The sequence below is a fragment of the Pseudomonas sp. PVC-5-1 genome, assembly GCF_057444345.1.
Map to the genome: position 1 here is coordinate 5,172,119 of NZ_CM172024.1, position 21,935 is coordinate 5,194,053.

Below are 21,935 nucleotides of genomic sequence, written 5' to 3' on the forward strand. Positions count from 1 at the left end.
GAATGCAAAAAAGTCAAAATACAGAAAAATCGAGCGCTGCGTACTGCCCACGGGCAATGCCGGCGAAGGCCAGCAGTGCCGGCAGGCGCTCGGCGAAGCCCTGGAAGCTGTGGTCGCCACCGGCCTGGATGCGCAGGGCACAAGCACGGTAATAGCGCTCGGCATTGCGATAGTCCAGGGTTTCATCGGCGGTCTGCAGCCACACTTGATAGCGGCTGGCGTCCACCGGGGCTGGTACTTCCAGCTCGGCCAGGGCCTGCACGTGATCGTGGGTCAGCTCCCAGGCTTCACCGGTGTAGTGATTGTGCTGGGTGCCCAGGTAGCCGTCGAAATGCTTGTGCGGTGTTACCGCCGGGTTCACCAGCAAGGCCTTGAGGCCGTGGCGCTCGGCCAGATAGGTGGCATAGTAGCCGCCGAGCGAACTACCTACCAACAATGGTGCGCCCAGTTCGGCGATGGCCGCTTCGAGCTGCGCGATGGCCTGCCGTGGGTGGTGGTGCAAGGCGGGCACCCGCAGTTGGGCCGACAGGCCCAGTTGCTGCATCACGGCCTCGAGTTGGCGCGCCTTGGTCGAAAGTGGCGAGCTGTTGAAGCCATGGATATAGAGGATGGAACCCGACATGCTGCCCCCGGAATCTGTGGCTTCGCGCCCAGTGATATGGGCGCAGGGACGCGCAGTGTAGCGCGTTCGCCGGGTTTTGACGCAGTGTCACGGGTTTCGCAACAATTTCTTCACCGAAGGCGCAACCACAGTTCCCTGTAGGAGCGGCCTTGTGTCGCGATGGGGCGCGAAGCGGCCCCAGGGTTTCAGCTGCGCCACAAATATTGCCGGGGCCGCTCTGCGGCCCATCGCGACACAAGGCCGCTCCTACAATTGACCGCGTCTGCAGGCGCAGCTCAATAGCCAGGGCTATCGAAGTCGAGCTTCACCTGGAAATCCACTGCCCGCTCCACCCCGGTCTCCAACCGCCCGTCGGTGTGGAGGCGCAGCCAGCGGTATCCAGGCTGCTCCTCGCTCACCTTGAAATCCTCGCTGCGCGCCGCGAACTGGATACAGGTCGACGGAGTGGCCAGCAGGCGACGGCCGTCGCGCACTTCATCCCATTCCTGGTGCACATGCCCCCACAGCAGCGCCCGCACCTGTGGGTACCCCTCAACGATATCGAACAGCGCCTGGGCATTGCGCAAGCCGATCGGCGCAATCCAGGCACAGCCGATATCCACCGGCTGGTGGTGGAAGCACACCAGGCAATGCCGTTCACCCGCCTCTCGCAAGGCCGCTTCCAGCACTGCCAGCTGATCGCCCTCCAGCAGCCCATGCGTCGCCCCGGGTACGGCTGTGTTGAGCATGACGATGCGCCACGCACCGATATCGGTCACCGCCTGTACCAGCTCCGGTGCCACTTGCGCCATGATTCGGGCCTCGTCATGGTTGCCAGGCAACCAGCGGGTGGGCGCGGCAAACGGTGCGGTCAGCTCACGGAACGCTTCATAGGACGCCACGCTGGCGTCCTGGGACAGGTCGCCAGTGCACAGCAGCAGGTCGACAAGCGGTTGCTCCCGCCGCACCTGGGCCACTACATGGCGCAGGCTGTCACGGGTATTGAGGCCCAGCATGCTGCCGGCCGGGTCGGCGAACAGGTGGGCATCGGTCAGTTGCACCACATGCACGGGGCGCGATTGGTTTGGCTGCGGCAACGGCCGTCTCCTCGAACGGATTCAGCGCGAATTATGGCTGCACAACGGGTGCTAGCAAACACCCACGAACGACCTGCGTCACACTTCAGCGAACGCTCGCCAGCTCGTGACCACAAGCCAGGCAGTGGCTCAGCCATTCACCGAGGAACAGGTTGAGCTGGGCCTTTTCGTCCGGCTGGTGCATGGCCTCGTTCGGATACGGGTAGATGCTGCGCAGGCGCCGGGTGTGTTCGGCACTGACCACTTCGGCCATGCGCGCATCGTGGTACACCTGCACTTCCAGGTGCGGTACCGGCAACCACGGCAGGCTGTGCTCCTGGCGCACGTGCAGGGTGGTGGTGTACGGGCAGGCCAGCACCACGTCGAGCACCAGCACGCCGAGCATCTGGTCGCCCTGGGTCATGCCGATGCGGCGCGAGCTCTGGGTGGTGCGCATGTCGGGCAACAGGCGCATCAGCCGGGCGTAGTTGGCCTCGCAGGCTGCCTGCAGCCCGACCAGGTCGACCCGATAACGCTCGCGCAGCAGGTTCACTTCCACATACCTCGTACTTCATCACGGTTCAGCGCCAGCCATTGCAGGCCGATGATGGTCGCCGCGTTGCAAATGCGCCCGTCGCGCACCGCCTGCATGGCATCCTCGAACGACCACACGCGCACGCGAATGTCCTCGCCCTCTTCTTCCAGGCCATGCAGGCCGCCCGCCCCTTCACTACTGCAACGGCCGAGGAACAGGTGAACGTACTCGTCACTGCCGCCGGGCGACGGGAAGTAACGGGTCATCGGCCACAGGGCGCTAAAGGCCAGGCCGGCTTCTTCTTCGGCTTCGCGGTGGGCTACTTCCTCGGGTTGCTCGTCCTTGTCGATCAGCCCGGCCACCATCTCGATCAGCCAGGGGTTGTCGACCTTGTCCAGTGCACCGACGCGGAACTGCTCGATCAGCACCACTTCATCGCGCAACGGGTCGTACGGCAGCACGCACACCGCATCATGGCGCACGAACAGTTCACGGCTGATCTCGCGGCCCATGCCCCCGGCAAACAACTCGTGGCGCAGACGTAGCTTGTCGAGCTTGTAAAAGCCCTGGAAGCAGTTGGCCCGCTCAATGATTTCGAAGCCCTTGGGCACTGAGTTCAACGCGTCTGACATGGAAATCCTCATTACCTCGAATACCGCATCGCGCCATCCTACTCTGCACGCCTGCCGGTTTCACCCCTTTCCGGCAACCGTTCGCGCACTCGGGACAGCGCGCCTTCTCTCTGTTAGCTTAGTGGCGAACTGAAGGCCGCGCAGACGGTCAAAGGCCGACTTTTCCCTGTTCTGCAAGGATCCTCATGACACTTGTCAAACTGACTTCCGTGGCTGTGCTGGCCCTGGCCCTGGGTGCCTGCCAAAGCCTGTTCACGCCCAACTACCGGGCGCCGCTCGAGGTCAAGCGCGATGCCTGGGAGCATGTCAAACCCGGCTGCAGCGAAAGCGACTGCCCGCTGGTGAACATCGACATGATCCACTTCCCGGCCTTGCCCAAGCTCGATGGCATCGTCGAGAAACGCCTGCTGCAACTGACCGAAGACAACCAGCGCGGCAACGCACCGACCACCCTGCAAGCCTACGAGCAGCAGTACCTGGCCAGTGCCGACAAGCGCAACAGCAGCTACCTGCAGGCCAAGGTACGCGAGCAGCATGACGGACTGGTGATCATCGAATTGTCCAGCTACCTGGACAGCGGCGGCGCCCACGGCATGCCCGGGCGTGGCTTCATCAACTATTCGCGCAAGCTGGACAAGGTGCTGACCCTGCAGGACATGCTGGTGCCCGGCCAGGAAGACACCTTCTGGAAAACCGTCGAGGAATCGCACCACGCTTGGCTGATCAGCGTAGGCATGGACAAGGATGCCGAGTTCATCAAGACCTGGCCGTTCAAGCAGTCGCCGCACGTCGCCCTGACGTACGGCGCGGTGGTGGTCAAGTACGAGGTCTATTCCATCGCGCCCTACTCCATGGGCCACGTGGAGTTGAAGATCCCGTACCCACGCCTGAATGGCGTGCTCAAGCCCGAGCTGTTTCCCGGCCGCGGCTGAAGCTCAGCAGCCCGTGCAGTAGCCCTGCCAGCAGCAATGCCGGCAGGGTCGCACCCAGGTTCGGCGCTTGCGCGGCGATCAGATGGTACGCGGCAACGCCCACCGCCCAGGCCAGCAGTGCCTGCCAGTGCAAGCCATGCACCTGTGCCGGCAAGCGGCGGCGACGGATCACGTAATGGTCCATCAATACCACACCGAACAGCGGTGCAAACACCGAGCCGATCAGCAGCAGGAAGTTCTCGTACTGTGCCAGTGGCGCCAGCAAGGCGATCAGCGTGCACAGCACGCCAATGGCCAGCGCCAGGTGCTCGACCTTCAGGCGCACCAGCACGCCGGTGGAAACGGCCGCCGAGTGAATGTCGGCAAAAGCCTTTTCCGACTCGTCCAGCAGAATCAGCAGCAGTGGAATGCCCATGCCGGCGCCCGCCAGGGCCAGCAGCAGGGCGTTGGCTTCGCCACTGCCGGCGAAGGCCAAGGTATAGCCCACGCCCAGGCTCATCAGCCAGGTGTTGCCGATGAAGTAGCCCACCACCGTACCGCCGAATACATGTTTGCCGTTACGGGCAAAACGCGAGTAGTCGGCGATCAGCGGCAACCAGGACAGCGGCATGGCGATGGCGATGTCGAAACCCACAGCCAGCGACATCGATCCGTCGCCGGCGCGGTTCCACAGTGCCGCAAGATCGGCCTTGGCGAACAGGTTCCAGGTCAGCCAAAGGCAAGCGCCCAGCAGCAGCCAGATACCCCAAGTGCTTAGCACCTTGCGCACGAACGCCAGCGGCCCACCGACTGCGAGCAAGGTGGCCAGGGCGCCGAAGCACAGGGTCCAGAGCACAGGGCTGTTCCAGGCGCTGGCTTCGCCGAACGCCCGCGCGCCCAGCAGGCTGGCGGCATCGCGCATGACGATGATCTCGAACGCGCCCCAGCCCACCAGTTGCAGCAGGTTGAGCAGCGCCGGCAAGCGAGCGCCATGGCCACCCAGGCTCAGTTTCAGCGTGCCCATGGCCGACAGGCCGGTATCGCTGCCGATGACACCGGCAGCCCCCAGCAGCAGCACACCCACACCGGTGCCCAGGGCGATAGCCAGCACCGCGTCGGCAAGGCCCAGGCCAGGGGCCAGCATGGCGCCGACCTGCAGCACCATCAGGCCGATACCGAGGGAGAACCATAGCGAGAACAGGTCGCGGGCGCCGAAGATGCGCTGGGCGGTGGGGACCGGGTGGTCGGGGGAGAATTGGCTGGGGGTGGTCATGCTTTGACACTCGGCAAGGTATTGGATTGGACGCGGTCGCTGTAGGAGCGGCCTTGTGTCGCGAAAGGGCCGCAAAGCGGCCCCAGGTTTTCAGCTTCGCGACTGAAATTGCCGGGGCCGCTTCGCGGCCCATCGCGACACAAGGCCGCCCCTACAGGGGTCAGCGCTGCGACTTAGACTTTGTGATACAGCTGGCTGCCTTCCTGGCGGAACCGCTCGGCCTGCTCACGCATGCCTTGCTCGACCGTCACATCCACGGTTTCGATCTTGGCGGCGTATTCACGCACTTCCTGGGTGATCTTCATCGAGCAGAACTTCGGCCCGCACATCGAGCAGAAGTGCGCGACCTTGGCCGATTCCTTAGGCAGGGTCTCGTCGTGGTAGGCACGGGCAGTGTCCGGGTCCAGGCCGAGGTTGAACTGGTCTTCCCAACGGAACTCGAAGCGTGCCTTGGACAAGGCGTTGTCACGGATCTGCGCACCCGGGTGGCCCTTGGCGAGGTCGGCGGCATGAGCGGCGATCTTGTAGGTGATGATGCCGGTCTTCACGTCATCCTTGTTTGGTAGGCCCAGGTGTTCCTTGGGCGTGACGTAGCAGAGCATCGCGCAACCGAACCAGCCGATCATAGCCGCACCAATGCCCGAGGTGATGTGATCGTAGCCAGGAGCGATATCGGTGGTCAGCGGGCCGAGGGTGTAGAACGGCGCCTCGTCGCAGCATTCCAACTGCTTGTCCATGTTCTCCTTGATCAGTTGCATCGGCACGTGGCCGGGTCCTTCGATCATGCACTGCACGTCGTGCTTCCAGGCGATCTTGGTCAGCTCGCCGAGGGTCTCCAGTTCACCGAACTGCGCGGCATCGTTGGCGTCGGCAATCGAGCCGGGACGCAGGCCGTCGCCCAGCGAGAAGCTGACGTCGTAGGCCTTCATGATTTCGCAGATTTCTTCGAAGTGGGTGTACAGGAAGTTTTCCTTGTGGTGTGCCAGGCACCACTTGGCCATGATCGAGCCACCACGGCTGACGATACCGGTGACACGCTTGGCAGTCAGCGGCACATAACGCAGCAGTACGCCGGCATGGATGGTGAAGTAGTCCACGCCCTGCTCGGCCTGCTCGATCAGGGTGTCGCGGAACAGCTCCCAGGTCAGGTCCTCGGCCACGCCGTTGACTTTTTCCAGGGCCTGGTAGATCGGTACGGTACCAATCGGCACCGGCGAGTTGCGGATGATCCACTCACGGGTTTCGTGAATGTGCTTGCCGGTGGACAGGTCCATGACCGTGTCCGAACCCCAGCGGATGCCCCAGGTCAGCTTGGCCACTTCTTCCTCGATCGAGGAACCCAGCGCGCTATTGCCGATGTTGCCGTTGATCTTCACCAGGAAGTTGCGGCCGATGATCATCGGTTCCACTTCCGGGTGGTTGATGTTGGCAGGGATGATCGCGCGGCCACGGGCAATTTCCTGGCGGACGAACTCAGGGGTGATTTCTTTCGGGATGTTGGCCCCGAAGCTGTGGCCGGCGTGCTGCTCGTCGAGCAGACCAGCGGCACGTGCCTCTTGCAGCTTCATGTTTTCGCGGATGGCCACGTACTCCATCTCGGCAGTGATGATGCCTTGGCGGGCATAGTGCATCTGCGAGACGTTGGCACCAGCCTTGGCACGGCGCGGGTTGCGCACGTGGGCGAAACGCAGCTTGGCCAGTTCGGCATCGTTCAGGCGCTGCTGGCCGAAGTCGGAGCTCAGGCCGGCCAGGCGCTCGGTGTCACCGCGTGCCTCGATCCACGCCGAACGCACATCGGCCAGGCCCTTGCGCACGTCGATGACAACGTTGGGGTCGGTGTACGGGCCGGAAGTATCGTAGACCAGCACCGGGGCATTGGACTCGCCACCGAAATCGGTCGGGGTGTCGTCCAGGCTGATTTCACGCATGGGCACGCGGATGTCCGGGCGCGAACCTTCGACATACACCTTGCGCGAACGCGGGAATGGTTGCACGGACTGCTGATCGACTTGTGCCGATTCGCTGAGGTTGATCGCTTTTTCTTGTTTGGTCATCACAGGCTCTCCAGACGGCTTCCTAGCAGTGGAATGTCGGGGTGAACCTGAAAGGCGCGGACGCACCCTTGATGGGTGCAGTGCCGGATTTGGGGTGCCTGAAGCTGCATGCAGCTGTGACATTCCCGGACCTGGCACAAGAGGCTCCCCGGGAAGGCGAGCAATCTTGTTCCCTACGCAGGCGCTAACCTGATCAGGTTCAACGGGATCCGCAACTTTGCGATCTCAGCCTTTGCTTCAAGGCACCCCGACAAGAACATGCGCAGTCTAGACTGGAGTGGTCGGCAAAGCCAAGCAGGTAAATGCGCGGATGATGAAAGGCACCCCGAGCGATTGTTGCCGGGTGCGCATGGCACTACACTGGCCCGTCGCTCGATACTCAACAGTTCAGTAATTAAATTTCGTACAAGGATTGCCTCTATGCTGCGCAAACTCTCACTGGCAATAGCCGTGTCTTGTGCGTCCAACGGAGTGGTCTGGGCAGCGGACGTGCCCACTACAGTGAAAACCGACCTGGTCAGCGTCTATCAGGAAGCGGTCGACAACAACGCTGACCTGGCTGCGGCCCGCGCCGATTACGGCGCCCGCCGCGAAGTGGTACCGCAGGCTCGCGCCGGGTTGCTGCCTAACCTGTCGGCCGGTGCCGAAATGCTGAACACCCGCACCAAGCTGGACGAACCATCGGCCACCAGCAACCGCAGCGGCAACACCTGGAGCGCAACCCTGGCGCAACCTATATTCCGCGCTGATCGCTGGTTCCAGTTGCAGGCAGCCGAAGCGGTCAACGAACAGGCGGCGCTGGAGCTGTCGGCGACCGAGCAGAACCTGATCCTGCAAACCGCGCAGAATTACTTCGCCGTGCTCCGTGCCCAGGACAACCTGGCCGCGACCAAGGCCGAGGAAGCGGCCTTCAAGCGCCAGCTGGACCAGTCCAACGAACGATTCGACGTCGGCCTCTCCGACAAGACCGACGTGCTGCAATCCCAGGCCAGCTACGATACAGCGCGGGCCAACCGAATCATTGCCGAGCGCCAGGTACAGGATGCCTTCGAGGCCCTGGTGACCCTGACCAACCGGGAATACACATCGATTCAAGGCGTGGTCCATACCTTGCCAGTGCAGGTGCCTACGCCCAACGACGCCAAGGCCTGGGTCGAAACCGCCGGGCGCCAGAACCTCAACCTGCTGGCCACCAACCACGCGGTCGTCGCTGCCGAGGAAACCCTGCGCCAGCGCAAGGCCGGCCACGCGCCGACCCTGGACGCAGTTGCCAAGTATCAGAAGGGTGACAACGACAACTTCGGTTTCACCAACCCCGCGCCGGCCCCCGTTACGCGCTATAGCGGCGACGTCGAGCAGACCAGCATCGGCCTGCAGTTGAACATCCCGATCTACAGCGGCGGCCTGACCAGTTCGCAGGTGCGCGAGGCCTACCAGCGCCTGAGCCAGACCGAGCAGCAGCGTGAAAGCCTGCGCCGCCAGGTGGTGGAAAACACCCGCAACCTGCACCGCGCAGTGAATACCGACGTGGAACAGGTGCAGGCGCGCAAGCAGTCGATCATCTCCAACCAGAGCGCGCTGGAAGCCACCGAGATCGGCTACCAGGTGGGTACCCGCAATATCGTCGACGTGCTTGACGCCCAGCGTCAGCTCTACACCTCGGTGCGCGACTATAACAACAGCCGCTATGACTACATCCTCGACAACCTGAGCCTCAAGCAGGCAGCCGGCACCTTGAGCCCGCAGGACCTACAGGACCTCAAGCGGTACCTGAAGCCAGACTACAACCCGGACAAGGACTTCCTGCCGCCGGACCTGGCGGCTGCAGCGGCGAAGAACTTCGAGCGCAGGCCTTGAGATAGGTGTTGGACCAGTCGCGGGCAAGCCCGCTCCCACCGCGGGGTAACCTGGGGGAGTTGGCGTGCCGGCGATAGGGCCATCAAATATCACTCCAGCCGCTACAGGACAGCGACTAGGCTGCTACGGCAATCGTCGAGTCGATGCGTTGAACCGACATATCCCCGATCAGCGCAGAGCCAGCCGGCTCAGGGGCGAACGCAGCCATTGCATCAACAAGATTTCCCAGGCTCGGCAGCGAATGCTCGACAGCCAACACAGATGCCCCCGCTGAAAGGGTCAAGGCCTCAGGCATGGCAACCATTTCAGAGGTGACTATTGCCGGCTGCGCAAAGATGAAGTCCTCCGCTGTCACTTGCGCAACTTCGAGCGCATCCAGGTACAGTATATTCACGATACCTTCCTGCCCCGGCACTGCCTGGGTATCAACGGCCACACCATGAATCTGCGCAAAGTCATTGAGCATGAAGCGCTCGACTTTGCTGACCTGCAGATCCTCGAAGCGACTGATGCCTACCTGGCTGAGGTCAATCTTGTCGATACCGTGCCGGAACCCCCGCAAGGTGTTCCTGTAATCGCTCACGCCTTCTTGTTTTGTCACCAGGAACACGCTGGGCGCAACCGTTGGCGGGGCATAGATCGTGCCTGCCAGAGAAGCCACCAACTGCCCCGATTCGTCGCTTGTAAGCGACACGCCATCTGCACCACCGGTAAGCAGAACATTCGCGTTGACAGGCGGGGGCGCCTGCACTTCAGGGCTGCCCTCGAAGTAACCTGGCGCAGCAGTGAATGCGTCAAGGAAGCGGAAGTTCGCTGGCTGCAGTTCGGCGATCGGTTTGCCCGCAAGCGTCAGCTTCTGCCCATCGCCAAGGTCTAGCACAGCCGCATTGCCGTCCTGTCGCATCTGCAGGTCAGCAAACCCTAAACCACCAAAACCGACCAGATCGATCACTTCACGCGAAGTTTCGAATTGCTCGAGTACATCGTTTCCGGCTGCACGCCTGTGGATAACATAGCGGTCAGTACCCTCCCCGCCCTTGAGCAGGTTGTATCCACGGCCACCATCCAGTAATGCCCCGGTGGGCCCAGCGATCAAGGTATCGTCGCCGTCGCCACTGATGAGGTTCTGCACCGAACCAGAGGCTATGGTCAGCGCCACTCCGGCGATATTGGCACTGCCGCTGGCCAAATCCACCGAAATACTGCGACTTACCGCAGCCGCATTCAACGTATTACGCCCGCCAGCGGTGCCGCTGATTGCGTCGTCAAGCAGCGCTCGCCCGGCGTTTTCTGCCACCAGGTTCGCATAGTCATCGGTGAAGTAATAAGTATCATCGATGGTGCCGGGGCTGCCAACTAGGCGCAACGTCCAGCGATCGAGTGTCAACGGCAAACCAGCATCGGTATTGCGCACCTCGAGCTTCCACTCCCCCGCTGAGCGCTCTGCGCGATGATGGGTCGACATGAACCCATATTTGAACGCTCCTGAGCGCGAATCGCCCAGATCGTCATCACCGGAGCCCGGTGCCTTGCCCGTGCGATCGAGCAGCACGCTTCGCGTGCCGCCAGGCGACACCAGCGTGAGCGTCATGTCACCAAGACGGCCCACCATCGAATGGATATCGACCTCCACATGCTCCACCAGCACATCAGCCGGCAGGGTCAAGGACAAAGTCGCGACCTGCCCCGCCGCAACCTGGTGGGCAAGCGGCTCACTGGCAGCGGTCAGCACCCGTTCATTGGCCTTGGTCGCCTGGCTACCCCATGACTCGGCAAGACGCACAGCCGCACGGGCGTCGACCATACCAAAACCGTAGTCGTGACTGGTGTGCATGCCACCGCCATTCCAGTTGCGCCCTGCGTTGTAGGCCCATTGGGTGGATGCGTCATCCACCTTGCGCGCAGACAGTGCGAGGATCTGCTGGACGTCCCGATAACCGAGCCCCGGATTGGCCTGCAGCATCAACGCCACCACGCCTGATACAATCGGCGCAGCGAAACTGGTGCCCTGGGTCGTGCTATAGGCGCTGCCCACCGATGCACCGCGCTCCGCTTCAAGGCTGACGCCAGTGGACAACACATGGCTGCCTGGTGCAGCGACCAGCAAGCTGGAACCTGGGTTGGAAAAGGGTGCAGTGGCAGCTTGCAGCACCGAGAGGTCTGCCTTTGCATTGATGGCCGCTACTTCTATTGCGTGACGGTTGTTGTTGGTCAGCGAGCCCTGCGCACTACCACCTTTGTCGCGCTGGTTGCCGCCAGAGGCGACGACGATGGTGCCAAGCCCGCCACGACCATTGGTGGCCGCAAGCGTAGTACTGAAAGCGAGCGCCAGAGCGGTATCGACCTTGCCTTCCGGTACATTCCCCAATGCGAAGTCCTTTTTGAACCCCCAACTGTTGTTGGCAATGTCGTAGTTGACCATTTGCCCCAGGTTGGTCAGGTCGTCGCCTTTGTTGGCCAGGTAGTGCCCGCCGATCGTCGCATCGTATGCAATGCCGATTCCCCCTTGATCATTGCGCGCTCCAACCATGACACCCGCCACTTGGGTGGCATGATTGGACGCCAGGGCAGCCAGCGTGCCATTGGTACGTTGGGTTTGCAGCCAGATGGGGTCGATATTCGGCTTGAGATCGGGGTGCTCGATATCGAAGATTTCCGGCGCGACGGCAAATTCACCGCCAGGCTCGAACTGCCCGATCCTCACGCCCTTGCCCGTGAAGTCACGCCATACTGGCGCGACATCGATCTCGTCCAGATACCACTGCCGCCCAGAGAGCGGGTCACCAGGCGATTGCTCATGGCGCAACGTTACCGTCGCGCGCAAGGGCGCCGATGCACCGCTGCCCACCTCGGTAACACTTATGGAGGCGTTGCCGGCCGCATCGACCAGGTCGTAGCGGAAACTGACATCACCGTCATGGCCAGGCAACGGCGTGACCTCTACATCACCCTGCTCGTTCAGCCGCACTGTAGCGCCCTTGCCAGCACTGACCGACGCGATGCGCAACGGCCCACTGCTGTTGAATGGCTGGTCGTTGGCCAGCAGCGCCGTCGCAGGGACTATCAGCGCGGTGTCAGTGGCGGTGAAGGTAGCCAGTTGCTCAGGCGACAGCCTGTCGCCGATTGGCATGGCGCCCGCGCCGAGAAGATCGATAGCGGCAATATCGGCGAAGCTGAGCTTCTGGATGTTGCTCACGGTCAGGCGGCCGTCTCGCCCCGCCACGGTGTCGGTGATCTGGTGACCCGATTCGGTACGCGTGATCAGGTACTCGTCGTGTGCACCATGCAAGCTGACCAAGTTGGTTCCCGCGCCTCCATCGATCGTGGCATCGCCCCGACCGGCTTCGATCACGTCATCGGCCGCCCCACCCGTAATCCGATCCGCGCCACCACCAGCGTAAATAATGCTGCCGCCCGCCGAGGCCTGGATGCGATCACCATTTGGGCCTGCGTAGATAACGGACTTGCCGGTACCACCAATGATGTCGTTGCGGCCGCTGCCACCGACGAGCACATCGTTGCCACCGCCACCGATCAGCAAGCTATCGCCCGAGCCGCCCTTGATGAAAACTCCGCGTTGACCGCCGCTGGCGATGATGTCCCTACCCCGCCCTCCTTGCGCGATGGTCAACCCGGCCTTGGCCATGTTCAGCCCAACGCCCTGCTCCCCCACGATCAGCGCCGTGTCACGCCCGCCATTGCCGTGCATGTTCGCCCAATCGTCACTGGCGCTGATCACGAATACATCATCGCCCGCCCCGCCGTGATAGGTATTGCTACCAGCGCCGCCGACCAGCCAGCTGCCACCCGGGGCTGCGGTCAAGACATCATCGCCTGCGGCGCCGTACAGCGTGTCCACGCCGAGCGCAGCGGCGTCCAGAGTGCTGCCTTGAGGACTCTGGCTGATGTAAGCCAGCCGGGAAGTGGGCCCGCTTGATGAAGTCAGTACCGTACCGCCACCTTGAGCCTCGATCCGATTGCCGACGGTATCGGCGAGGAACCTCACCGCCAGTACTTCCCGGTCCTCGCCATTGATGGTGAAAGCACTGCGGGAGAGGACCTGGTTACCCTGACGTGCTTCCCCCACCGGCTCGACCTGACCGAGCTTGATTTGGCTGATGCCATGCTCCTGCAATGCCTTCAATTCTCCGGCATCGGCACGCCCGTCGTGGTTGCCATCGACCCACACCTTCAATTGTGCCCAGACAGCATCTTCAACGTTGATAGCGCCATCGGCGTTGGCGTCCACGCTTGCCAGGGCGGCGAAGCCATCTTTGAACGGCGTTTCGCCGGAGTTGCCATCGCTACCGGCTTTGCCTCCGTAGTATTCGGAAAACAGTTGGCTGATGTTGCTCACCTGCCCGATGCCGTTGTCATGTACCAGCATGCCGGTCACACGATCTGCCCAGCCTGTACGACGTAACGTACCGCTGTTATCGACATCGAACAGCACGCCGTCCTCGATACCGGCCAAGCCCACACCTTGCCCGCTCAGATCGAGTAACAGAGGGTCGACGAAGGTGTTCACCGTGGTCATCGCCGCCAGCCCGTTGAGCACCACCGCGTTACGCAGGCTGAAGTCCGGCTGTTCGCTACCCTCCCGATAGAACTGGGCGAGGTGCTGGTTCGGCCGCACGTTGGGGTCGAGCTGGATCTCGCCGGGGCGGATACCCCCGGTGGTCAAGCTGCCCAACTGGGCGGAGGTGAAGTCGGTGTTGTCGAGGGTGCTGTCGGTGAAAGCGATGCTGTGGGTCAGGCGGCGGTTGACGTAGCCGCTGGAGACGTCGTTGCGGATGTCATCTTGGCCTTGGAGGTCGCGACGGGATTCAGTTGCGGGGGTAATTTCGATATCCAAGGATGAATCCATAGGTTCTACTTTTTCAGTACTTATGAGTTCGGATATCGCACTGGCCAAGCCATTTCCCGTAACCTCGCTTATCGAATAAAGAAACGATGCGATGGCCCCCGGCGAGTCAATACGGGATTTCCAATACTTGGCCAGGGGACGTAAATCATCCGGAGCCATTGCAGTAGTGTTAGCCATGATACTATCAGTTCGAATTGACAACCATAGCTCACTAACAGGGCTTCCCGCCGCGTCAAGTACCTCTTTCCAATATGACTCACGCCGCTCCGGATAGGTTAATTCAAATACAGCATTCAGAGTCCAGGCATCTTTCGATCTGCCTAGACCCTCAAAAACCTTACTGTGAAATGTCCAAACTTCCATATGATCTGGATCACCACCAGCCCTCCCTTCGCTCACCCTGCGCTCTTGAAGTTCCAGATAAGCCTTTCCCATCTCCAACCTTACTTGCTCTACATCTGCTTCACTCATGGGACGCCCGGCATCTGCTTCAGTTCTCCTCATGAAATTTATAGCAGCCAACCCTGCTATGGAGTTACCCTTAGCAACGCCGTTGGCAAGTATCGCATATCGATCCCCCTTCATAGCCATGTAATCATACATATCGCCAACACCTTTGGAATCCAAGATATTACGCGCCTTTTCTAAATCTTCCTTGGTCAACCCAGACATTATTCACCTCGCTTTATACTAGCAATTAAAAACTCTTCCACTGAGCGTCTAACCTTCAACCATTGCCCCAACTTGTCAGGGCGCATTATCACCTTGACCAGTACGTCCCCGAACACCACGAAAGTCATTTCGCATGAATAGTAATTCGGTATTTTTGGCCGCCAGTCGCAATACCCCACAGAAGTCATATCATCGAGCTCGCCTTCCCAGTAGATAAGCTTCTTGTGATTTTCAAAGACAGCGTCACGCGCCTCTACGCGATAGAGGCTGTATGACTCATCGTATTCAGCAACCGTTATTGTTTCTGCAGGGCTCTTCCGCAGAAGAAATTCGAGCTTAAGTCGTAAATCTCCCTCTCTTGCAGTTATCGGGGCCACAGCGACCAATAACCCTTCATGCTCCAAGCCCTGCCTAAACACCAAGCTATCGTCCGCCGGAGCAAGTCCCGGCCAGGTCATTGATAAAAAAACAGATACAAGACTTGCGTCACAGCCTTTTTTGTTATTGACAAAATCAGGATCAAAAGAGCTTTTTCCTTCGTACTCTGGCCAGAACGGAAAATACAACCTTGAAAATTCGTATACCTTCCCTGATATTTTCCCACATACTATAGGATCAACGGCTATCCTCTCCCTTTTCTTCCACGGCTCACTTTTCCAGGCCACACTTATCATCACGACCACGGGAATCAATAAGAGTACAGCAGCACAAACTCTTAGAAAATTCCAAGCCCACAGGCAAAACCGAAAGAACAGTTTCCTCATAATCACTCAGCGCTCCTTCAAGCTTTCTTGCATATGCCACCGCATGGGGCCCAGGAAGTAACTTATAATTCTGCGCCTATCTACAACGACCTCCGCCCGCTATGTCATACCCGCAGCAAGTGGCAACTCTTCATCTCCTACGCCCCCCTGAGCGAGCTCTGCATATTTATCTCCATTTGCAGCCAACAGGTCGTAAATCGCTGACAGCCCCTTACCCTCTAGAGCGACACTCGCCTCTTCAATATCTGCAACCTCGAGCCTGATCATTTACCTTCTCCTTGTTTTACACTTCGCTTTAGAAATTCCTCAACTCTATTTACCATACTCCTCCACTCCCCTAGCTTACCCCGCAGAAACTTAACACTCACAAGAGCATCCCCACCAGAAAGCACAAACTTCAAATCGCAGTAAGAATTATCTTCATCATATGCCCTTACACAATAAACTATGTATTGCATGCGCCCATCCTTTTCCAGCCAGAAAAAGTCCTGCTTATCTCCAGGAAAAACTCTACTGACACCCTCTACATATGTCATTCCAATGTTTGGTTCGTAACCTGCCTGTTCAAACGCCGTTATCGGGGTTGCCCGAAGATAACTTTTGAGTCTCTTTTCTAACCCGGTCGCCCCATGAACCCAGGGCTCGACGGCAACGGTCACGCCACCAAAACTGAAAGATGTTGCCTCACCGTAAGGGACAGGCTGCATCTCCGGCCAACTCATTGCCATATAGAGCGAGACCAAATTTGCACCACAGCCTTTTTTGTTGTTTACGAAACCCGGCTCCCAGGAACTTTCACCTTCATATTCCGGCCAATAGATTACATATCTCCTAGGAAGCTCATAAACAACACCTGAGATCTTTCCACATACCATTGGACTAGAGGCAGTGAATTTCTTGGGTGCCCAAGTCGAGGTAGTAGCAACGGCAACCAACAGCCAGACGATACTTAGAAATAACAATAGCTTGCTGAGGCGCCACAACACACGACCAAAAAAATTGCCAATCGCACTCAGCCTCCCGAGCAGCACCTTCAAAAAAAACAAAAAATATTTGAACGTAACCATTACCCCCCTAGAGCCAGCCTACCTATATCAGGCACTAGGCCAACTGAGCTTCAGACAAATCATAAGCGACTTCGAAATTTCTTTCGCACAGCACGGATATCCTGCCCCTAGCTCCGAAAGTATCTGAACCCATGAGTCCAACACCATGAAAACCTGCTATAGCAGCCAAAATTACTGCGCAGGGTACATCGCCGACAGGCCTTCATTTTTCAGCAAGACCCTCGCAAGTTCTATATCAGAATGGCTTAGCCTCGTCACACCTCCCTATTTTTCATTAGACTTCAAGAAATTCTTGGATTGCAAAGCTATTTCATTCCATTTATCTAGCTTATCCCACCCACATTCGATCTTCACAATACTTTGCCTGTCATCATATGGTGCAATTGGCCTTGGTTTTCCACTGAGCATGACATATCCGAAAGCCAGCCCCGCACAACCAGCAGGAACACATAAAGCGACTGCCGCACTAACTCTAAGTGCATTCCATACAATCTCGTATAGCATTATCCAGCCGCCTTTTTTTTTGCGCTCGCTCCGAACTCATTTTTATCGCTCCACTAGACTTTCATTCATATGCCGCTGCAGCGGGCTCAGGAAATAACTTATAACTTTCCGCCTATCTACAATTACTTCCGCACGCACAGACATTCCCGCTGTCAACGGCATATCCTTTTCCCCTATGCGCAACGTTTCCTTACCCAATTGGACCCGAGCGCTATAGACCAAGCCCCGCCGCTCGTCCTCAATGGCGTCATGTGAAATGCTCTGAACTACACCAGGCACAACCCCGTACTTGGTAAACGTGAACGTCTCGACTTTCACTTCCACCGGCTGCCCCGGATACACAAAGCCGATATCCTTGTTCTCGACTTTCACTTCCACTTCCACCGGCTGGCCCGTTGGTACAATGACCATCAATGTCTGCGCGGGTGTAACCACACCACCTTGGGTATGGATGGCCAATTGCTGGACGGTACCGTCAACGGGTGATGTCAGGACCTTGAGGCGATGGCGCTGCTCGGCCTTGTTCAATTCCTGTTCAAGGGTTGCAATGCGCCGCTGCGCATCACCGTGAAGATCGAGCATGGCTCTGCGCAGCTGGGCAATGGCACCGCTACGACGGTGCTGAGCGGCAAGCCGTGCAGCGTTCAGTTCGTCGATGCGTGAGCGCTGGAGTGCCAGTTCGCGCTCTTGCTCCAGGCGGGCCTGTTCCTTTTCCAGGTAGGTGTGCTTGGCCACGGCCGATTCACTGAACAAAAGCTTGTAATCCGCCGTCAGTTGGCGGGTGATAACCAGCAGTTGCCGGAGCGCGTCAGCCCGGCCCTGGGCAGAACGGATTTCGGCAGCGCGTTGACCGATTTCGGCATCAGCCTGCTCCAACGTGGCCTGAAGCTCGAGGTACTGCCCTTCCAGCCAGCGTTGCGCGTTTGCCTGCTGCGCGGCCGTGGCCTGCGGTATCAGTGGTGCCAGGGAAGCAGGCGCGTCATCGCCGTCCAGCGCACTCAGCAGTGTGCTGGCTCGTGCCTGGTCGATCCGCGCCGCCAGCAGTTCGCTGCCCAAGCGCTTTACATCGGCCTCGGTCAACTGCCCTTCCAGCTCGACCAACGCATCGCCTTTGCGCACTGCCTGGCCATCGACGACATGGATCGCCTGCACCACCGCGACCTCGCTGGCCTGGATCAGCTTGCTCCTGCCGCTGGGTACGATCTTGCCCTCGGCACTGGCAACGACGTCGATCTCACCGATGCAAGCCCAGACAAGCGCCAGCCCGATGAACGTCAGCAGGCTCCACTGCAGGTAGCGCGGCAAGGGATGTACTGGTGTTTCCTGCAGGGACAGTGCCGCAGGCAAAAAGGCCAGCTCATCCGGCTCACGGATGGGGCCATCCATGCGTCGGCGCTGTCTCCAGGCCCCTCGCCACGCTTCTCGATAGCGCTCGAAAAGCTCCTTGAAGGCCGTGCTCATACGGCAGCCCCAAGTTGCAGCCGATACAGATAGGCGTAGGTGCCTTGTGGCTTGCCCACCAACTCGTCATGAGGCCCTTGCTCGATGATCTGCCCGCGCTCCATGACCACGATACGGTCGGCGTGACGTACAGCCGAAAGCCGGTGGGCAATTATGATCACCGTGCGCTGCGCGCAGATCCGCGCCATGTTCTGCTGGATGATCCGTTCGGACTCATAGTCCAGCGCGCTGGTGGCCTCGTCGAAAATCAGGATGCGTGGGTTGCCGAACAGCGCCCGGGCGATGGCAATGCGCTGTCGCTGGCCACCTGACAGGCTGGCACCGTGCTCGCCGACCAAGGTTTCATAGCCATCCGGCAATTCGAGGATGAACTCGTGGGCCCCCGCCAGCGTCGCTGCGGCGATGACCTCTTCAAGCGGTGCCGCCGGGTTGCCAAGGGCGATGTTCTCCCGCACGGTGCGCCGAAATAGCACGTTCTCCTGCAGCACCACACCGATCTGCCGACGCAGTGAAGCCACATCGGCTACCGCCAAGTCAGCACCGTCGAGCAATACCCGCCCCCGCTCGGGTGAGTACAACCTCTGGATCAGGCGTGTCAGCGTGCTCTTGCCTGACCCCGAGCGACCTACAATGCCAACCACTTCTCCGGCAGCAATCTTCAGGCTGACATCGCGCACGACTTCCCCCCCGTCCGGCCGGTAGCGAAAACACACACGATCGAGCTCGATCTGCCCGGCTAGTGCTGGCAGCACCGTGCCCTTGCCCTGGTTGACCTCGGTACGGGTGTTGAGAATGTCGCCCAGGCGTTGAATCGATACGCCTGTCTGCTGGAAGCTGGTCCAGAGTTGAGCCAGCCGGATAATGGGTTGCGAGACGCGCCCTGCCAGCATGTTGAAGGCGATCAGTTCGCCCACCGTGAGTTCGCCGTCGATGACCAGGCGAGCCCCCAGCCACAACGTGGCGACCGTGACCAGCTTGCCGATCAGGCCTACGCTCTCATTCGCGAGGTTGGAAAGGCTCTGGGTCTTGAAGCTGGCCGATACATAAGCTGCCAACTGATTGTTCCAGCGCCGGGTAATCTGCGGTTCCACGGCCATCGACTTCAGCGTATCGATGCCGTTCACCGCCTCCACCAGAAATGCTTGATTCTCGGCGCCGCGCTGGAAACTCTGATCGATCCGCGCCCGCAGCAGTGGGGTAACGACCAGGGATACGAGAAAATATAAAGGCAATGAGCCGACGACCACCAACGTCAACCAGCCGCTATAAAGGAACATGACAGCGATGAAGACCACCGTGAACACTACATCCAGCAACAGCGTGATACTGTTGTTGGTCAGGAAACTTCTGATGTTCTCCAGTTCGCGTACTCGGGCAACCGAGTCACCGACTCGCCTGGCCTGAAAGTAGGCGGCGGGAAGATCGACCAAGTGCCTGAACAGTCTTGCACCTAGTTCGACATCAATCCTTGACGCTGTATGAGCTGCCACATAAGTACGCAAACCACTCAGCAATGTTTCAAATAGAACCACGACCAACAAGCCCAGGGCGATAACATCCAGTGTGGTCAACCCACGATGCACCAGTACTTTGTCCATTACCACTTGGAAGAACAGAGGTGTCAGCAACGCCAATATCTGAATGACCAAGGAGACAACAAGCACTTCGCCAAATAGCCGCCTGTACTTCACCACGGCTGGAATGAACCAGGTCAGATCGAAACGCGACAGCCCATGCGGCAACTGGGCATCGGAGCGAACCAGAATGAGTTCTCCCGACCAGCGCATGGCAAGTTCTGCCAAGGTCAGTGCTTGTGGTGCACGGGAACCTGGGTCTTGCACCAGAACCTGCTCACCTTCCGCGCGAGCGATGATGAAATACTCACCACGCGTATCCACGGCTATGGCAGGCAATGGCGCATGCTTAAGCCGATTCGGATCGATGCTGCGATGCTTGGCCTTGAGACCTAGTTGCTGAAATGCCCGGAGTATTGCGCCAGTCGAGAATCGCTCACCCGCTGGTGCATGATCGTGCTGCAACTGCTCGGCAGAGACAGCTATATCATGATAACGCGCCAGCGTGATCAGACAGACCAGCCCACTTTCAATAGCGCTGGTATTACACCCATAAGTCAAATCAGGCACCACGCCACCTCATATAAAAACTGAATATGAGGTGATACTAGCCTGAAGCAATAGGACAAGCGTCCTACAAGGGTCCGACAGATGCGTGGGACACTTCTGACTTTAAAGCACTATTCGTAGGAAATTTCCTATCGACGAAAAATTCAATATAGGAAGTTATACCTAGTGCCGTAGGAAAGAATGACTAAAATTAATCATATCCACTCTAGAATGGGCATTTGAGTGGATATGTCGGAAATCAACGGATCAAGGCACCCAGCCCATCGAGCAACCGCTGCAAAGCCCCTTGATTGGCCCGCATTACCGCCCTGCCCGCCTCGCCCATGCGCTGTGCATCCTGCGGCAACTCGACCAGCCGCCGCACTGCTTCGGCCAGCCCGTCGGCATCATCCACCTGCTGCAACGCCCCCGCCTCGCGCAGCATCGCGCTGATTTCAAGGAAGTTGAACACATGCGGCCCCATCAGTACCGGCAAGGCCAGCGCCGCGGGCTCCAGCGGGTTGTGCCCGCCGGTCGCCACCAGGCTGCCACCGACGAAGGCAATGTCGGCCAGGGCATAGAGGAACAGCAGTTCGCCCATGGTATCGCCGAGCAATACGCGAGTCTGCGCATCGACCGGCGTGCCGGCAGAGCGGCGCGCGGTGGTGAACTGTTCGCTGCACAGCGCATGCACCGCTGCGAAGCGCTCCGGGTGGCGCGGCACCAGGATCAGCAAGGCATCACCATGCACCTGCAGCAACTGCCGGTGCGCCTGCAGGATCAGCGCATCCTCGCCTTCATGTGTACTGGCCGCGATCCACACCGGGCGCTGTGCAGCCCCCCACTGTTCACGCAATGCCTTGGCACGCGGCAACAGTTGCTCATCGATCTTCAGGTCGAACTTGATCGAACCGGTGACCTGCACGCACTCCGGACGCGCACCCAGGTCACGGAAGCGCTGGGCCTCGGTTTCGGTCTGCACGGCAATCAGGCTCATCTCGGCCAGCATCGGCCGGGTCAGCCCGGCAAAGCGCCCATAGCCACGGGCCGAGCGCTCAGACAAGCGTGCGTTGGCCAGCGCTACCGGAATGCCGCGCTTCGCACACTGGTGGATGTGGTTGGGCCACAGCTCGGTTTCCATGATGATGCCCAGCTTCGGCCGCACATGGTCGAGAAAGCGCCCTGCCGCCCAAGGCAGGTCGTAGGGCAGGTAGCAATGCTGCACGCGTGGTTCGTCGGCGAACATGGCACGAATGCGCTCTGAACCGGTCGGGGTCATGCAGGTAAGCGTGATTGGCATTTCCGGGTAGGCCTTGAGCAAGGCGCGCACCATCGGTGCCGCCGCAATGCTCTCGCCCACCGATACCGCGTGCACCCAGATGCCGCCCCGGCGCATGGGCGGCAGCCTGAAAGCAAAGCGCTCGCCAATGCGTTGACCATAGGCCGGCGCCTTGCGCGCGCGCAGATAAAGGCGCAGCGCAACCAGCGGCAGGCCCAGGTGAAACAACAAGGTATAGATAGTTCTGTTCATGGCCGCG

Annotated in this window: 15 protein-coding genes and 1 riboswitch; of the genes, 2 read left to right on the forward strand and 13 right to left on the reverse strand. The window is 59.7% G+C overall.

Annotated elements, in window-relative coordinates:
* Positions 1-13: 13 nt before the first annotated feature.
* The 4 genes from AC2T3R_RS23685 to AC2T3R_RS23700 form a co-directional block, all read right to left on the reverse strand.
* Complete coding sequence (locus AC2T3R_RS23685; protein ID WP_486744343.1) at positions 14-622, reverse strand: YqiA/YcfP family alpha/beta fold hydrolase; 609 nt, start codon at positions 620-622, stop codon at positions 14-16.
* Between the two features lie 275 nt (positions 623-897).
* Positions 898-1,698, reverse strand: a complete 801-nt coding sequence (gene cpdA / locus AC2T3R_RS23690) for a 3',5'-cyclic-AMP phosphodiesterase (RefSeq protein ID WP_486744344.1) — start codon at positions 1,696-1,698, stop codon at positions 898-900.
* A gap of 85 nt (positions 1,699-1,783) precedes the next feature.
* On the reverse strand, positions 1,784-2,236 hold the full coding sequence (locus tag AC2T3R_RS23695; RefSeq protein WP_016501905.1) for a DUF1249 domain-containing protein: 453 nt from the start codon (positions 2,234-2,236) through the stop codon (positions 1,784-1,786).
* Complete coding sequence (locus AC2T3R_RS23700) at positions 2,227-2,844, reverse strand: NUDIX domain-containing protein (RefSeq protein ID WP_015272022.1); 618 nt, start codon at positions 2,842-2,844, stop codon at positions 2,227-2,229. The genes AC2T3R_RS23695 and AC2T3R_RS23700 overlap by 10 nt, the downstream gene beginning before the upstream one ends.
* 185 nt (positions 2,845-3,029) lie before the next feature.
* Between AC2T3R_RS23700 and AC2T3R_RS23705 the strand changes: the two genes are divergently transcribed.
* Positions 3,030-3,776 carry an RsiV family protein gene (locus tag AC2T3R_RS23705; RefSeq protein ID WP_023660486.1) on the forward strand — a complete coding sequence of 249 codons (747 nt, stop codon included), beginning with the start codon at positions 3,030-3,032 and terminating at the stop codon, positions 3,774-3,776.
* Here the strand turns inward: AC2T3R_RS23705 and cytX are convergent.
* Positions 3,745-5,028, reverse strand: coding sequence for a putative hydroxymethylpyrimidine transporter CytX (gene cytX, locus AC2T3R_RS23710; protein ID WP_486744345.1), 1,284 nt, complete (start codon positions 5,026-5,028; stop codon positions 3,745-3,747). The genes AC2T3R_RS23705 and cytX overlap by 32 nt on opposite strands.
* A 173-nt stretch (positions 5,029-5,201) precedes the next feature.
* Entirely contained in the window at positions 5,202-7,082 is a 1,881-nt protein-coding gene (gene thiC, locus AC2T3R_RS23715; RefSeq protein ID WP_015272025.1) for a phosphomethylpyrimidine synthase ThiC, read from the reverse strand.
* Positions 7,083-7,235: 153 nt separating this feature from the next.
* Positions 7,236-7,342: riboswitch (TPP riboswitch) on the reverse strand.
* 160 nt (positions 7,343-7,502) lie between these two features.
* Here thiC and AC2T3R_RS23720 point away from each other — a divergent pair.
* Positions 7,503-8,939 carry a TolC family outer membrane protein gene (locus AC2T3R_RS23720; RefSeq protein WP_003258125.1) on the forward strand — a complete coding sequence of 479 codons (1,437 nt, stop codon included), beginning with the start codon at positions 7,503-7,505 and terminating at the stop codon, positions 8,937-8,939.
* A gap of 115 nt (positions 8,940-9,054) precedes the next feature.
* Here AC2T3R_RS23720 and AC2T3R_RS23725 read toward each other — a convergent pair whose 3' ends face one another.
* From AC2T3R_RS23725 to waaA, 7 genes are all read right to left on the reverse strand, one after another.
* Complete coding sequence (locus AC2T3R_RS23725) at positions 9,055-13,806, reverse strand: S8 family serine peptidase (RefSeq protein ID WP_486745301.1); 4,752 nt, start codon at positions 13,804-13,806, stop codon at positions 9,055-9,057.
* Positions 13,807-14,477: 671 nt separating this feature from the next.
* Positions 14,478-15,242 (reverse strand): hypothetical protein, encoded by a 765-nt coding sequence (locus AC2T3R_RS23730; RefSeq protein WP_410952242.1) that lies wholly within the window; start codon positions 15,240-15,242, stop codon positions 14,478-14,480.
* 99 nt (positions 15,243-15,341) lie between these two features.
* Positions 15,342-15,509, reverse strand: coding sequence for a hypothetical protein (locus AC2T3R_RS23735; RefSeq protein WP_232880758.1), 168 nt, complete (start codon positions 15,507-15,509; stop codon positions 15,342-15,344).
* A complete protein-coding gene (locus AC2T3R_RS23740; RefSeq protein WP_410952241.1) occupies positions 15,506-16,309 on the reverse strand; it encodes a hypothetical protein in 804 nt (267 codons plus the stop codon). The genes AC2T3R_RS23735 and AC2T3R_RS23740 overlap by 4 nt, the downstream gene beginning before the upstream one ends.
* Positions 16,310-16,855: 546 nt before the next feature.
* The gene (locus AC2T3R_RS23745; protein WP_410952239.1) at positions 16,856-18,274 is read right to left on the reverse strand and encodes an HlyD family type I secretion periplasmic adaptor subunit; all 1,419 of its coding nucleotides are present in this window, start codon (positions 18,272-18,274) and stop codon (positions 16,856-16,858) included.
* Complete coding sequence (locus AC2T3R_RS23750; RefSeq protein ID WP_486744347.1) at positions 18,271-20,418, reverse strand: type I secretion system permease/ATPase; 2,148 nt, start codon at positions 20,416-20,418, stop codon at positions 18,271-18,273. The genes AC2T3R_RS23745 and AC2T3R_RS23750 overlap by 4 nt, the downstream gene beginning before the upstream one ends.
* A 238-nt stretch (positions 20,419-20,656) precedes the next feature.
* The gene (gene waaA / locus AC2T3R_RS23755) at positions 20,657-21,928 is read right to left on the reverse strand and encodes a lipid IV(A) 3-deoxy-D-manno-octulosonic acid transferase (protein ID WP_486744348.1); all 1,272 of its coding nucleotides are present in this window, start codon (positions 21,926-21,928) and stop codon (positions 20,657-20,659) included.
* Positions 21,929-21,935 lie beyond the last annotated feature (7 nt).